The organism is Sphingomonas abietis, from assembly GCF_027625475.1.
GTDB lineage: Bacteria > Pseudomonadota > Alphaproteobacteria > Sphingomonadales > Sphingomonadaceae > Solisphingomonas > Solisphingomonas abietis.
In genome coordinates this window covers 4182501-4196772 of sequence record NZ_CP115174.1, presented here as the reverse complement: position 1 = coordinate 4196772, position 14272 = coordinate 4182501, and the positions used below count along the sequence as shown (strand labels likewise).

At 66.8% G+C, this 14272-nt stretch carries 15 protein-coding genes; 10 read left to right on the top strand and 5 right to left on the bottom strand.

Annotated elements, in window-relative coordinates:
• The first annotated feature begins 77 nt into the window (after positions 1-77).
• Together ispG and PBT88_RS19810 are read left to right on the top strand one after the other, a co-directional pair.
• On the top strand, positions 78-1208 hold the full coding sequence (gene ispG, locus PBT88_RS19815) for a flavodoxin-dependent (E)-4-hydroxy-3-methylbut-2-enyl-diphosphate synthase (protein WP_270077001.1): 1131 nt from the start codon (positions 78-80) through the stop codon (positions 1206-1208).
• Positions 1205-1531, top strand: coding sequence for a hypothetical protein (locus PBT88_RS19810; RefSeq protein WP_270077000.1), 327 nt, complete (start codon positions 1205-1207; stop codon positions 1529-1531). The genes ispG and PBT88_RS19810 overlap by 4 nt, the downstream gene beginning before the upstream one ends.
• Here the strand turns inward: PBT88_RS19810 and PBT88_RS19805 are convergent.
• Positions 1506-1946, bottom strand: a complete 441-nt coding sequence (locus PBT88_RS19805; RefSeq protein ID WP_270076999.1) for a hypothetical protein — start codon at positions 1944-1946, stop codon at positions 1506-1508. The genes PBT88_RS19810 and PBT88_RS19805 overlap by 26 nt on opposite strands.
• 272 nt (positions 1947-2218) lie before the next feature.
• On the opposite strand from PBT88_RS19805, the gene PBT88_RS19800 reads away from it, so the two are divergent.
• Together PBT88_RS19800 and PBT88_RS19795 are read left to right on the top strand one after the other, a co-directional pair.
• Complete coding sequence (locus tag PBT88_RS19800; protein WP_270076998.1) at positions 2219-2704, top strand: GNAT family N-acetyltransferase; 486 nt, start codon at positions 2219-2221, stop codon at positions 2702-2704.
• A 23-nt stretch (positions 2705-2727) separates the two neighbouring features.
• On the top strand, positions 2728-3648 hold the full coding sequence (locus PBT88_RS19795) for a hypothetical protein (RefSeq protein WP_270076997.1): 921 nt from the start codon (positions 2728-2730) through the stop codon (positions 3646-3648).
• 4 nt (positions 3649-3652) lie between these two features.
• Here the strand turns inward: PBT88_RS19795 and PBT88_RS19790 are convergent, their stop codons facing one another.
• A complete protein-coding gene (locus PBT88_RS19790; protein ID WP_270076996.1) occupies positions 3653-4315 on the bottom strand; it encodes a DUF1345 domain-containing protein in 663 nt (220 codons plus the stop codon).
• A gap of 64 nt (positions 4316-4379) precedes the next feature.
• Here PBT88_RS19790 and PBT88_RS19785 point away from each other — a divergent pair, with 64 nt between their 5' ends.
• Positions 4380-4697 (top strand): DMT family transporter, encoded by a 318-nt coding sequence (locus PBT88_RS19785; protein ID WP_270076995.1) that lies wholly within the window; start codon positions 4380-4382, stop codon positions 4695-4697.
• A gap of 60 nt (positions 4698-4757) precedes the next feature.
• Here PBT88_RS19785 and PBT88_RS19780 read toward each other — a convergent pair whose 3' ends face one another.
• On the bottom strand, positions 4758-6692 hold the full coding sequence (locus tag PBT88_RS19780; protein ID WP_270076994.1) for a M61 family metallopeptidase: 1935 nt from the start codon (positions 6690-6692) through the stop codon (positions 4758-4760).
• 90 nt (positions 6693-6782) lie between these two features.
• Entirely contained in the window at positions 6783-7352 is a 570-nt protein-coding gene (gene ppa / locus PBT88_RS19775) for an inorganic diphosphatase (RefSeq protein ID WP_270076993.1), read from the bottom strand.
• A gap of 106 nt (positions 7353-7458) precedes the next feature.
• On the opposite strand from ppa, the gene hisS reads away from it, so the two are divergent.
• The 5 genes from hisS (at position 7459) to PBT88_RS19750 (ending at position 12420) form a co-directional block, all read left to right on the top strand.
• Positions 7459-8715 carry a histidine--tRNA ligase gene (hisS, locus tag PBT88_RS19770; RefSeq protein ID WP_270076992.1) on the top strand — a complete coding sequence of 419 codons (1257 nt, stop codon included), beginning with the start codon at positions 7459-7461 and terminating at the stop codon, positions 8713-8715.
• Positions 8712-9794 (top strand): peptide chain release factor 1, encoded by a 1083-nt coding sequence (gene prfA, locus PBT88_RS19765; protein ID WP_270076991.1) that lies wholly within the window; start codon positions 8712-8714, stop codon positions 9792-9794. Before hisS ends, prfA begins: the two co-directional genes overlap by 4 nt.
• Before the next feature lies 1 nt (position 9795).
• A complete protein-coding gene (gene prmC / locus PBT88_RS19760; RefSeq protein WP_270076990.1) occupies positions 9796-10608 on the top strand; it encodes a peptide chain release factor N(5)-glutamine methyltransferase in 813 nt (270 codons plus the stop codon).
• 352 nt (positions 10609-10960) lie between these two features.
• Positions 10961-11752 carry a DUF4167 domain-containing protein gene (locus PBT88_RS19755; protein WP_326521588.1) on the top strand — a complete coding sequence of 264 codons (792 nt, stop codon included), beginning with the start codon at positions 10961-10963 and terminating at the stop codon, positions 11750-11752.
• A gap of 239 nt (positions 11753-11991) precedes the next feature.
• Positions 11992-12420 carry a CBS domain-containing protein gene (locus PBT88_RS19750; RefSeq protein ID WP_270076988.1) on the top strand — a complete coding sequence of 143 codons (429 nt, stop codon included), beginning with the start codon at positions 11992-11994 and terminating at the stop codon, positions 12418-12420.
• A gap of 19 nt (positions 12421-12439) precedes the next feature.
• Here the strand turns inward: PBT88_RS19750 and PBT88_RS19745 are convergent, their stop codons facing one another.
• Complete coding sequence (locus PBT88_RS19745; protein ID WP_270076987.1) at positions 12440-13945, bottom strand: oligosaccharide flippase family protein; 1506 nt, start codon at positions 13943-13945, stop codon at positions 12440-12442.
• Between the last annotated feature and the right edge of the window lie 327 nt (positions 13946-14272).

The following is a 14272-nucleotide window of genomic DNA, read 5'->3' as shown; positions in this document are numbered from 1 at the left end:
CCTGTCATGCTTGCGGTGCTTACCAATCCGCCTGCGAGCGCCTATAGAGGCAGCACACAACAACCGCGAGTATCTCCATGTCCCTTCGTCCGTGGCGCGACATCACCCGGCGCCAGAGCCGCCAGATCATGGTCGGCAACGTGCCCGTCGGCGGCGATGCCCCGATCAGCGTGCAGACCATGACCAACACGCTGACCACCGACGTGAAGGGCACGATCGACCAGATCCGCCGCTGCGAGGAGGCGGGCGTGGACATTATCCGCGTCTCCTGCCCCGACGAGGAATCGACCACGGCGCTCAAGCAGATCGTCCGCGCCGCGCGCGTGCCGATCGTCGCGGACATCCATTTCCACTATAAGCGCGCGCTCGAAGCCGCCGATGCCGGCGCGGCGTGCCTGCGCATCAACCCCGGCAATATCGGTTCGTCGGCGCGGGTGCAGGAGGTGGTCAACGCCGCCAAGGCCAATGGCTGCGCGATCCGCATCGGCGTCAATGCCGGCAGCCTCGAGAAGGATCTGCTCGAGAAATATGGCGAGCCCTGCCCGGAAGCGCTGGTCGAGTCCGCGCTCGATCATATCAAGCTGCTCCAGGACAAGGATTTCCACGAATATAAGGTGGCGGTGAAGGCCTCCGACCTGTTCCTCGCCGTCGCCGCCTACCAGCAGCTCGCCGAAGTGGTCGATTGCCCGCTGCATCTCGGTATCACCGAGGCCGGTGGCCTGATCGGCGGCACCGTGAAATCCTCGATCGGCATGGGCTCGCTGCTCTGGTTCGGCATCGGCGATACGATCCGGGTCTCGCTCTCGGCCGAGCCCGAGGAAGAGGTCCGCGTCGGCTACGAGATGCTCAAGGCGCTCGGCATCCGCACCCGCGGCGTGCGCGTCGTCTCCTGCCCGTCCTGCGCGCGGCAGGGCTTCGACGTGATCCGCACGGTCGAGAAGCTCGAGGATCGCCTCAAGCATATCTCGACGCCGCTGTCGCTGTCGGTGCTCGGCTGCGTCGTCAACGGCCCCGGCGAGGCGCGCGAGACCGATATCGGCGTCACCGGCGGCGGCAACGGCAAGCACATGATCTACCTGTCGGGCATCACCGACCACACCATCGCCGACGAGGGCATGGTCGATCATGTCGTCAAGCTGGTCGAGGCCAAGGCGGCCGAGATCGAAGCCGCCAAGGCCGCCGCGGAAGAGGCCGCCGCGGCCGCGTGATCGCGGCGTTGTGGGCGGTGCTGGTGGCGGTCGGGCCGGTGGCGCCGCCGCCGCCGCGCCAGCAGACGATGTTCGTCGGCCATGATGCCAATGGCAAGGGCTGCGTGCCGCAGGTCAACGGCGTCGATACCGGCGATATCGCCACCGACGAGGGGCAGGACGCGCTGGTCGCAGCGCTGCCGGACAAGGGAGCGGCGATCCGCCTGATCGGCAAGAGCGGGCTGGTCATTCCCTATGGCTGCGTGGCCGATATCATGACCACGCTGAAACATGCCGGCTTCTACGGCCGCATCGGCTTCATTTCCGAGCCGCCTGCGCCCTGACCGCCGGCTTCGGGTCGCCCCCGGCGGTGGCGCGGCCGAGCACCGCACGGGGCATGTCGGCGAACAGCCACTCCTCGGCCTCGGTGATCGTCTCGAAGTGACCGATATAATCCTTGTCGCCTGCGATCCGGCGGGTCTGCATCCGGGTGAGCGAGCTGCCGCGCATGATCGCGATGCGGCGGGCTTTATATTCCGACGTCGCGACGAGCTGCTGGAACAGGCCGATCACCTCCTGGGTCTGGATCGCGCAGCCCGAGCTGTCGACGAGCAGCAGGAAGCCGCCCGAGCCGCAGCCCATCGCGACCACCGCCGCCTGCTCCTGGCGTGACCATTCCATCACCTCGTCGGCGGTCAGGAAGCCGGAGAATGTCGTGCGGATCAGTTTGCGATGTGGATCGATCGTGAAGTTGAACATGAAGCCTCCTTGCCGTTCCGGCGTGGGGGAGACTGCTTAACGGAAAGTCACCGGCGCCGGCTGGGGGTGCCCGGCTTCCACCAATGTCTAGCCCCCTTCCAAAGTAGGATTTCGCCTGTCAGGGTTGCGGGGCCGCTTCGTTTCCACTCGGGATCGGGGTCGGGCTGGTGTCGATTCGGGGGGGGGCTGCCGGTGCCGGGCGGCGTGGGACAGGAGTTCGTTTTTTTGCCTCTTTCGCTGTCAACTTCGTCAACTTCGCGGGATGCTGGTCGATGAGCGTCGCGATCCGCCCCGCCCAGCCCGGCGACGAGCCAGAAATCCTCCGCATGATCAAGGATCTGGCGGCGTTCGAGCGGGAGCCCGATGCGGTCGTCGCGACCGCGGCGATGCTCGCCGAGAATCTGTTCGGCGAAGGCGGGCACGTCCATGCCCATATCGCCGAGCGCGACGGTCGTGCGGTCGGCATGGCCTTGTGGTTCCTCAACTATTCGACGTGGACCGGGCGCCCCGGCCTCTATCTGGAGGATCTTTTCGTCGATGGCTCGGAACGGCGATCGGGTGTCGCCAGGGCGCTGATGGTCGCGCTCGCCGAGGAGGCGCTGGCGCGGGGTTGCGCGCGGATGGACTGGGCGGTGCTCGACTGGAACAGCGAAGCGATGCGCTTCTACGAACGGATCGGCGCGCGGCGCTCGGACGGCTGGCAGCCGTGGCGGCTGGAGGCCGACGGCATCGCCCGCCTCGCGTTAACGGGGAAGTAGGTCTGCGACCGTAAGCAGGGCCGATGATCGACCGCATCCTCCGCAAGGGCCGCGAGGCGCTGCATCTGCGCGCCGCCCGCGCCGTGTTGCGGACGCCGCCGATCGTGCCGACCGCCGATCGCGTGGTGATCTTCTCGATGATCGGCACGCGGGTGCTGCTGCCCTATCTGGTCGCGGTGAAGACGCTGCACGCGCGGTTGCGGATCGGCCGCATCGCGATCCTCGACGATGGCTCGCTGACGGAAGCGGACAAGGCGGTGCTGGCGCATCATTGCGGCGATCCCGCAATCCGCTCGATCCGCGACGTCGACACTGGGCTGTGTCCGCAGGGCGGCACTTGGGAACGGCTGCTCACCCTGCTCGATCTGCGCGCCGACGATTATGTCATCCAGCTCGATTCGGACACGGTGACGATCGGCGACGTGCCCGACGTGCTGGCGGCGATCGCAGACAATCGCAGCTTCACCCTGCTCGGCGGCCCGGAGAGCGAAGGCGTCGGCCTCCTGCCGCTGCCGGCGTTCGTCGCGTGGCGCTACCCGGATGGGGTGCCGGCCGGCCGTCCCCACATCCAGGCGGCGATCGAATCGCATTTCGGCTGTTATCCCGATGCGGCGGCGCATCATTATGTGCGCGGCTGTTCGGGCTTCACCGGCTTCGCGCGCGGCGGCGTTTCGGGACGAAGCGAGGCCGAGCGCTTCTCGTGCGCCGGCGAGGCGCTGGTCGGCAAGGAGCGCTGGAGCGAATGGGGCACCGAGCAGGTCGCCTCCAGCTTCCTGCTCGCCAACGAGCCGGGCACGCAGCCGTTGCCCTATGCCCGCTATGCCAATTACTGGAAGCAGGCGATCGGGGCGGAGACCTGCTTCCTCCACTTCGTCGGCACCAATCGCTATGCCGATGCCGAATATCGCGTCCGCACCCGCCAGGCGATCGCCGCGCTGGGCTGACCGCTCAGCCGCCGCCGAGCGTGTTGATCGTGAAGGCGAGTATGCCGAGGTTGAAGATGAACCCGGCCAGGCAGTGGAAGATCGCGACGATGCGGACCCGGGTGGTGGTGGTGTCGACGTCGGAGGTCTGGAAGGTCATCCCCAGCGTGAAGCTGAAATAGACGAAGTCCCAATAATTGGGCTCCTGGGTGTTGGGGAAATCGAGGCCGCGGCTGTCCTCCTTCTGGCCGTCGCCGTCGGTATCGCTCTGGACGTAGAACATGTGCGCATAGTGCAGCGCGTAGATCATGTTCGAGAACAGCCAGCTGAGGATCAGCGTAGCGACGATCAGCACCACCGCCAGCGCCTTGGGCGAGCCCTTCTCGACCAGTTCCGAGCCGACCGCGATGAGGATCACCAGCATCACCGCGCCGGTGACGCCGAGCAGCACCGCGCGATTGGCATCGTTGCGGCTGGCCTGAACCCGCATCTCCTTGGCGTGCGGGGTCTGGAGCAGCGGCCAGACCGAGGCGAGGAAGACGGCGGCGGCGATATCGAACGCCGCCATCGCGCCCTCCCGCCAGCCGAGCAGGGGTTGCAGGATCGGCAGCCCGCCGATCAGGATCAGCACGAAGGCGACGAAGCGCGGCGGCGCGATACGCTTGCCGAGGTGGAGGTTGAAGGCCATGCAGCGAGCATAGCGCGCCGCATGGCGCGGTCGTGCGAATTATTCGGTGGGGAGGACGGGGCCGATGGCCTGGATCTGGTTGCTGCTGGGCGGACTCGGCGAGGTCGGTTTCACCACCTGCCTGCGTTTCGTCGACGGGTTCAGGAATCCCGGCTGGACGATCGGCTTCCTCGCCTCGGTGGCGCTCAGCATGGGGCTGCTGGAGGTCGCGTCGCGCTCGATCCCGATGGGCACCGCCTATGCAGTGTGGGGCGGCATCGGCGCGCTCGGCACCGTGCTGGTCGGCATCCTGTTCTTCGAGGAGCCGCTCGGCATGGCCCGGCTGCTGTTGATCCTCGGGCTGGTCGCCTGCATCGGCGGGCTCAAGCTGGTCAGCCACTGATCGCGGCGTAAACGGGAAAGAGGAGGGGGCGGCGGCACCGCTCCCTCCCGGTTCAGCGCCTCACTTCGCCGCGAGCAGCTTGTCGAGGCCGGTTTCGCCCTTGCCGACCTTCTCCAGCGTCGGATAGCGCAGGCCGCCATTCCACTTGACCATGACGTCGCGATACTGGTCGTTCTGCTTGACCAGCAGGTGGATCGGCTGGTTGCCGCCCTTGGCCGCCGTGATCGCGCTCGACAGCAGATCCTTGCTGTAATCGCGGCCATCGACCGCGATCAGCGTCGAGCCGGCGGTCAGGCCGGCGTCGAATGCCGGGCCGCCCCAGAACACGCCGCTGATCGCACCGGCCTTGCCGATGGTCAGGCCGATCGAATAGCTGAAGTCGGCGATCTTGCGGCCATTTTCGCGCTGTTTCCAGAAGTCACTCGGCTTGTCCTTATAGACCAGCCTGTAGCCGCCACGCGTGATCCCTTCGAGCGGGAAGGCGGGTTCGGGGGCATTGATCCGCTCGTTGAGGAAGGTCGCCCAGTCATAGGGCATCACCGTGTTGAGCGCGTTCACGATATCCTGGAAGGTGTAGGGCAGCACGCCCCAATCGCGATCGCGCACGCCGAAGAACAGCCTGGCGAAATCCTCGAGCGACTTCTTGCCGCCGGTCTTCTCGCGGATCAGCTGATCGGCATCGAGCCACACCAGCTTGCCGGCCTCGTAATAATCCTCGGACCATTGGTCGCTGGTCCAGGCCTTCGGGCGGCGCTGCGCGATGATCGGGTCGTTGGTGGTATCCTCCACCGAGCGCCAGGTCTTGCCGGGGCTGTTCTGGTAATAGGCGGCCGTCATCGCGAACGAATCGAGCATCTCCTGCTTGGTGCCGAGGCCCGAGCGCGCCTGCAGGACATAGCCCCAGAACTGGGTCTGCCCCTCATAGACCCAGAGCAAGGTGTCCTGCATCGGGGTGCGATAATCCGGCGTCCACAGATCGGCGGGGCGGCGGAACTTGCCGTCCCAGCTATGGGTGAACTCATGCGCCAGCAGGTTGCGATCGGGCGCGTTCGATGCCCAGTCGGTGAAATAGTCGGCGCCGGTGCCATCCTCGGACGAGCGATGATGCTCGAGACCCTCGCCGCCCAGCGTGTCGGACAGGGTGAAGAGGAAGTCGTAATGATCATAATGCTGGGCGCCGAACAGCTTGACCGCCTGTTCGACCAGCTTCTTGTGCGGGGCGATCTGCTCGGGCGTGGCGACGAGCTGGTCGGGCCGGTCGGCGGCGACATCGAGATGGACGCCGGGGGCCAGCTCATGGCTCACCATGTTGCGGCCGGCGATGGCGGGTGAATCAACCAGCGTCTCGAAATCGACCGTCGGATAGGTGACGGTATCGCCCGACAGGCCCGGCGCGAGTGCGGTCGCGGATTTCCAGCCCTTGGGATATTGCACGGTGGCCGAGAACGGGATCTGGCGGACGAAATAGCCGGCCGGGTAGAGCGCGACGCAATCCCATTGCAGGCTCAGCATGTCCGGCGTGGCGACGATCCGGCCCTGGTTTCCGGTGGTCGGCGAGAGATATTGGAAGCTGACGGTGACGGCCTTGGCGCCGGCCGGCAGATCGAGATGGAAGGCGGTGACGTCCACCGTGTCCCGCACCCACGGGATCGTCTTGCCATCGACCGAGAAGGCGAAGTTGGCGACCTTGTCGATCTGGCCGGTCGGGCTGTGGTTGCCGGGCAGCCATTTGGGCATCAGCAGGGTGAACTTGCCGCCCTGCGCAACCGGGATCACCTCCTTGACCGAGAAGATGCCGCGGGTCACGTCGCTGGCATCGACCGCAAGCGAGATGGTGCCACCGGGATAGCGAACGTCCTGGGCGGGCGGGATGGTGTCGGTGATCGTGACCGGCTGGGGAAGGCTGTTGGTGGCCGGCTGAAGCTGGGCCTGGGCGGCAGACGCGATCAGCGCAAACGAAGCGACGCCACAGAGCGCGCGGGTGATGGATGACATGGGAAGTGACGTCTCCGATACATGGGAACGTCACATTTGTTGCGCGCCCCGGACGGCAAGTCCAGAGCGCGCAATATTATTTCAAATATTTCAGAGTTTCTTCGCGCCGGCGTCGTCGCCCTTTTCGGCCTTGGCCTTCTGGGCAGCCTCGATCGCCTCGACGATGATCGCCTTGGCTTCCTCGGCGTCGCCCCAGGTGCCGATGCGCACCCACTTGGTCTTTTCCAGATCCTTATAGTGGGTGAAGAAATGCTCGATCTGCTGCATCACGATCTCGGGCAGATCAGCCTTCTCGCCGACATCGCTATAATAAGGGAAGGTCTTGTCGTCGGGGACGGTGATCAGCTTCTCGTCGCCACCGGCCTCGTCTTCCAGGCGCAGCACCGCGATCGGGCGGACCCGCACCACCGAGCCGGGCACGAACGGCGAACGTGCGATCACCAGCGCATCGAGCGGATCGCCATCGGGCGACAGCGTGTGCGGCACGAAGCCGTAATTGGCCGGATAGCGCATCGGCGTATGGAGGATGCGATCGACGAAGAGCGCACCGGATTTCTTGTCGAACTCATATTTCACCGGTTCGCCACCCACGGGCACCTCGATGATGACGTTGAGTTCGTGCGGCGGATTGGCCCCGATGGGGATGAGATCGATGTTCATAGCGCGCGAAGGGATAGCGGCCCGAATATGTCAACCACAAGCGTCTTTTGGCACGGTCGCGAAGGTTATTTTCCGTTTGCGCGTTTTAGGTTAGGACGCCGGCCACATGAGCCGACCCGAAACTCCCCAACGCATTCGTGGCACGCAGGATCTCCTCGGGGATGCTGCGCGCCGTCATCACGCCGTCGCTTCGGCGTTCGATCGGGTGCGGGGGCTCTACGGCTTCCAGCGCGTCGAAATCCCGATCTTCGAGGCGACGGCGGTGTTCGCCCGCTCGATCGGGGAGACCACCGACGTCGTCTCCAAGGAGATGTACACGTTCGAGGATCGTGGCGGCGATTCGCTGACGCTCAGGCCCGAATTCACCGCCGGCCTGTCGCGCGCCTATCTGACCGAAGGCTGGCAGCAGTTCGCGCCGCTCAAGCTCGCCACCCATGGCCCGGTGTTCCGCTACGAGCGGCCGCAGAAGGGACGCTACCGGCAATTCCACCAGATCGATGCCGAGGTGATCGGCGCGGCCGAGCCGACCGCCGATGTCGAACTGCTGATGCTGGCCGACCAGCTGCTCCACGAACTGGGCATATCGGATGGCGTGACGCTCCAGCTCAACACGCTGGGCGATGCCGAGACCCGCGATGCGTGGCGCACCGCGCTGGTCGCGCATTTCGAGCAGCATCGCGATGCATTGTCCGAGGACAGCCTCGTCCGGCTCGACAAGAATCCGATGCGGATTCTCGATTCCAAGGATCCGCGCGATCGCCCGATCGCGGACGCCGCGCCGGGAATTGACGACCATATGTCGAGCGAGGCGGGGGCGTTCTTCGAGGCCGTGACCAAGGGGCTCGACGCCGCCGGCGTGGCCTGGACCCGCAACGCCCGGCTGGTGCGCGGGCTGGATTATTATCGCCACACCGCCTTCGAGTTCGTCACCGATCGGTTGGGCGCGCAGGGCACGGTGCTGGCCGGCGGCCGCTATGACGGCTTGATCGAGAGCCTCGGGGGGCCGGCGACGCCGGCCGTCGGCTGGGCGGCGGGGATCGAGCGGCTGGGCATGCTGATCGCCCCGCCCGAGGAAGAGCGGATCGACGTGATCGTCGTCGCCGAAGATGAGGCGGCGACGGGGCACGCGATCGCCGCCACGCAGACATTCCGCCAGCATCATGTCTCGGCCATTCCGATGGTGACGGGCGCGGTGAAGAAGCGCTTCGACAAGGCCGTGAAGGCCCATCCGCGCGCGATCCTGTCCGTCCGGCTGGTGGATGGGCAGCCGGTCGAGAGGCTGAAGACGCTGGATCACGATCGGGACGGTCTCGATGAGCGGCTGGCGGCTCTGGTGGCGTCACCGCCCGTCGCTATCGCATGACCTCCATTTCCGCCGCCCGCATCGCCCAGATCGAAGGCCGGCGCGACGAGCTGCAGGCGGCGATGGCGCGCGGCGATCTGCCGCCCGAGCAGTTCGTAAAGCTGTCGCGCGACTATGCCGAGATCGAGCCGGTCGCCGTGGCGGCCGCCGAGGTCCGGCGGCTGCGGGCGGAGCTGGACGTGCTGAACGGCATGGATGAGGATCCCGATCCCGATATCCGCGCGATGGCGGCGGAGGAGGCCGAGGCGATCAAGCAGCGCCTGCCCGATGCCGAGCGCCACCTCGCCATCTCGCTGCTGCCCAAGGATGCCGCCGACGAACGCTCGGCAATCCTCGAAATCCGTGCCGGCACCGGCGGCGACGAGGCGGCTTTGTTCGCGGGCGATCTGTTCCGCATGTATCAGCGCTACGCCGATGCACGCGGCTGGCGGGTCGAGATGATGTCGGCGAGCGCGGCCGAGATGGGCGGCTTCAAGGAGGTCGTCGCGAGCGTCACCGGGCAGGGCGTGTTCGCGCGGCTGAAATTCGAAAGCGGCGTGCATCGCGTCCAGCGCGTGCCGGTCACCGAAAGCGGCGGGCGCATCCATACCTCGGCGGCGACGGTGGCGGTGCTGCCCGAAGCGGAGGAGGTCGACGTCAAGATCGACGACAAGGATCTGCGGATCGACGTCTATCGCTCGTCGGGGCCGGGCGGCCAGTCGGTCAACACCACCGACTCCGCGGTGCGGATCACCCATTTGCCGACCGGGCTGGTCGTCATCCAGCAGGACGAGAAGAGCCAGCACAAGAACAAGGCCAAGGCCATGAAGGTGCTGCGCGCGCGGCTCTACGAGCAGGAGCGCGAGCGGCTGGCCTCGGCGCGGGCCGGCGCGCGCAAGTCGATGGTCGGCTCGGGCGATCGATCGGAGCGCATCCGCACCTATAATTTTCCGCAGGGGCGCGTCACCGATCACCGCATCAACCTGACGCTGCATCGCCTGCCGGAAATCCTCCAGGGCCAGATGGACGAACTGATCGGCGCGCTGATCTCCGAGGACGAGGCGAGCCGCCTGGCGGCGCTGGACGATGTCGCCGCCTGATATGCGGCGCGCGATCGGCGAGGCGGCTGCCCGTCTCCCCGATTCCGATACGCCCCGTCTCGATGCCGAATTGCTGATGGCCCACGCGCTGGGTATCGAACGCGAAGCATTGCTGCTGGGCGGCCTCGATCGCCCCGTGCCCGAAGGCTTCGCGCCCCTGGTGGCCCGCCGCGCCGCGGGCGAGCCGCTTGCTTATATCGTGGGGCATCGCGATTTCTGGACGATCCGGCTGAACGTCGCGCCCGGCGTGCTGATTCCGCGCCCCGACAGCGAGACGCTGATCGAGGCCGCGGTTTCGCATTTCGCGGGCACTCCCGGCCCGCAACGGATATTGGATCTCGGCACCGGCTCCGGCGCGCTGCTGCTGGCGGCGCTGGCCGAATGGCCGGCCGCGACGGGCGTCGGCATCGATCGCTCCCCGCCGGCCCTGGCGATCGCCCGAGGCAACGCCGACGCGCTCGGCATGGCGCGCCGCGCCGCCATGATCGAGGGCGGCTGGAGCGGCACCGGCGAGCTCTTCGATCTGATCCTGTGCAACCCGCCCTATATCGCTGAGGACGAACAGCTGCCCGGCGATGTCGCTGATCACGAGCCCCACTCCGCGCTCTTCGCCGGTGCCGACGGCCTGGACGATTATCGCGCGCTTGCCCCGCTGCTGCCCGGCCAGCTCGTGGCCGGGGGCGTGGCCTGTATCGAGATCGGGGCCACGCAGGGCGCGGCGGTCGCCTCGTTCATGGCTTCGCAAGGGCTGGTGGTGCATATCCGCCACGATCTGGCGGGACGCGAACGCTGTGTCGTGGCGACCCGTCGATAGAACGCATTTCTTACTTGGTTTTGCTTTCCGGCCGCACTACATGTCGTTCAGGAACCGGGGCAACTCAGCATCGGAACATATGTTTCCAACGCCGTAGTCCCATGCCGAAACCGATGACCTGCTGCTCCTCACAGGGCGGCGACGTGGGCATGATACGCTGAACAAGCGCATCTGCCGGGCGGCGCACAGGATCGGACGGCGCAAGCGAATCGCCGGGATGGCCCGGACGAACAGGCCGGATGTGCGACCGGCAGGAGTGGTGACTTTCAAGGCCACGTAGAACGAGGACTCTCAGACGTTGATCAACAATCGGCAGAACGGTCGTCGCCGTGGCCGTGGTGGCGGTCCGCAGGTGCGGGGCCCCAACAACGGCAATGATCGAGGCAACCGGATCGACAACCGGGCGCGTGGCAACGCCGCCCAGCTCCACGAGAAATACAAGAATCTCGCGCGTGACGCCCAGACCCAGGGCGATCGTGTGATGACCGAATATTATCTCCAGTTCGCGGATCATTATTTCCGCGTGCTGAGCGAGAGTCGCTCGCGCTTCGAAGAGCAGAATCCGAACCAGCAGCGCCGTCCGCGTTACGATAACGAGGATTTCGACGGCGACGGCGACGATGGCGAAACCGGCTACGACAACGGCGAGTCCGAACCGCGCGAGCAGGAACCCGCACCGCCGCCATATCGCCGCGACCGTGGCGATCGCGAGGAGCGTGTCAGCCAGGGCCATCAGGATCGGCCAGAGCGCGCCAATCCGGAGCGCGCCAGCCAGGAGCGGGGCAATCGCGAGGATCGTGGCAATCGCCGCGAGCGTCGCGACTATCGCGAGCCTGTCGCTGCCGCGACGGAGGAGGGCGCCGCTGTTCAGGCGCCGGTCGGCCAGCCCGCCGCTGCCGCCCCGGAAGAGGCCGAGGCACCGCGTCCGCGCCGTGGCCGTCCGCCCCGCAAGAAGGTCGAGGCCGAAGCCGAAGCCGGCGAGGGATCGCCCAAGATCGAGATCGATCGCCTGCCCCCGTCCTTCTCGACGACGGGCGACGAAGGCTCGAACGGTCATGGCGACGGCGCAGCCGACGAGGAGGCGCCCGCGCCCCGTCGCCGGCGGGCTCGCCGGGCGACCACGTCGGAGGATGTCGCGGCCTGATCGCCGACACGGCCGAGAGAAAAACAGCCGATACGAAAAGGGCGTCGCTTCCTGCCGGGAGCGGCGCCCTTTTCGCGTCGGGCGACGTCCGCTTTGCCACGGTGGCGGCCTGGACACTGGCGAGGCGCCCGAGCGGCACGGCATAAGGCGTCGGCATGGCTTTTCATCGGCCGATGGACGTGGGATGATTGCGTGGGCCGGCGGAAATGACCGGTCGCACGACATGAGAGGAGGCCTGCATGACGATCGCGGCGATACTCCAGGCCAAGGGCGGGGAGATCATCTCCGTCGGGCCGGATCAACGGGTCAGCGAAGCGGTGAAGCTGCTGGCGGAACGGCGCATCGGCGCGGTGCCGGTGATCGCGGGCGGGCAGGTCGAGGGCATCTTCTCGGAACGCGACGTGATCTACGGGCTTGCCAAGGAAGGCCCGGCGATGCTCGATCGCCGCGTCTCCGAGGTGATGACCTCGCCCGCGCTCACCGTGGAGCGGGACACCAAGATCATGTCGGCGCTCGCCCTGATGACGAGGCGGCGCATCCGCCATCTGCCTGTGGTGGAAGGCGGCGTGATCGTCGGTGTCATCTCGATCGGCGATCTGGTGAAGCTGCGGATCGACCGGGTCGAGGCGGAAGCCGAGGCGATGCGGCTCTACATCGCCGGCACCTGATCGCTCAGGGGGCGATCACTCAGGGGGTTGCGGCCCGGCCGCGGCCCCTCACCATGGCGAAGGCCTGTTGCGCGGTATCGCGGGCGAACAGCAGCACGAAGGCGCCATAGGCCAGCACGCCGATCGGCACGAGCGTCATCAGCCGCAGCGGCGGCGCGATCGGGGGGAGCCATCGATCGACGCCGACCACGATCGCGCCCATCGCCAGCGCCGCGATCAGCGGCGGCAAGACCGCCCGGCACAGGCGCGCCCAGCTCAGGCCGAGCACGGGCAGCGACAGGCTGGATGACACCAGCACCAGCAGCGGCATCGAGACCACCCACGCCGCCGCCATCCCGATCGGGCCATGGGGCACGCCGATCCAGAAGGCGATCGGCAGGACGATCGCGCCGGCCGCGGACGAGATGGCGCCGATCCTTGGCTGGCCGAGCGCATTGGTCGCCGGCGGATAGAGGACATGCAGGGTCACGAACGGCATGGCGAAGGCCAGCAGCTGGACGAGCGGCACTGCGCCGGACCATTTCGGGCCCATCACCGTCAGGATCAGCGGCTCGGCGGTGGTCGCGAGGCCGACATAGAAGGGCATCGCCACCAGCATGATGATCGACAGCGCCTTGGCGAAGCTCCACGCCACCGCGCTGCGATCGGCCTGCATCCGGGCATAAGCGGGGAAGGCGACCTCGTTCAGCGCCGGCACGAACTTGTTGACGAGGATCTGGGTGAGGAACAGCCCCTCCGAATAGAGGCCGAGCATATGGGCGTCAAAGCGGCGCCCGGCGATGAACACATCGGCCTGGTTCTGCACGAACCACAGGATGTCGCTGATCAGCACGGTGCCGCCGAAGCCCAGCATCGCCCCGGCGCCGGCCAGGGCGAAGCGCGGCCGGATCCACCAGCGGCCCAATATCCCGAGCAGCAGCGCCCGCGTCCCGAACAGGGCGAGCGGCGCCAGCACCAATGTCCACACGCCGAGCCCGGCCAGCGCGCAGGCGAGGGCGGTGATCGCGCCGGCCAGCGCGCCCATCAGATTGGCACGCCCCTGGGTCCGAAAGTCGATGCGCCGCGACAGCAGGGCTTGCGGCATGATGATGAAGGGGGTGGTGAGGTGCAGCAGGCTCTGCACGCGCAGGATGGCGGTTAGCTGCGGCTGATGGAAATAGACTGCGGCGAGGGGGGCGACCAGGAACTGGGCCAGCGCGATCGCACCGTTCATCAGCAGCAGGACGCCGAACACCTGGCCGGCGCGGACCTCGTCCAGCTCTTCGGCCTGCACCAGCGAGGAGGCGAAGCTGTAGCCGTTCATCAGCTGGGCGAGGCCGATCACCACCTGGGTCATCGCGAACAGGCCATAGTCGCCGGGCGTCAGCAGGCGCAGCACGAGGAAGGTCGACGCCCACATAACCATCTGTCCGACGATCTGGCTGCCGGAGCGCCAGATCACCGCACTGCGGATGCGGGCGGTCATCCCACTGACCGATTCCCTCGCCTCGCGGCCCGATTCCACGCCTTCACGAATCGCAGACACCCGATTCTCCCGTTGTACCGAACGCGGCTATGCCCGGAGAGGCGTTAAGAAAGCCCGGTTTTCGGGGCTTTTGTCGAGCGCCGCAACAAAATTGCAAAACGCGGTTGACGGGCCGGCCCTCCCGCCATAGATAGCCCCTCGTCAACGGCGCTTCGCTCTCTAGCGGAACGCAGTTTACCGCTACATCGGAACCGAAAAAAATCCTTCCTGAAAGGGAGGGGTGGATCGGCGCCGGTGCGGTTCTTTCTCATTGTTGGTTGGATGAAGGGACATGCGGGCGGCGGCTCGGCGTGTAGCGCGAGACTTTAGGGTCGTGCTGCGTCGTTA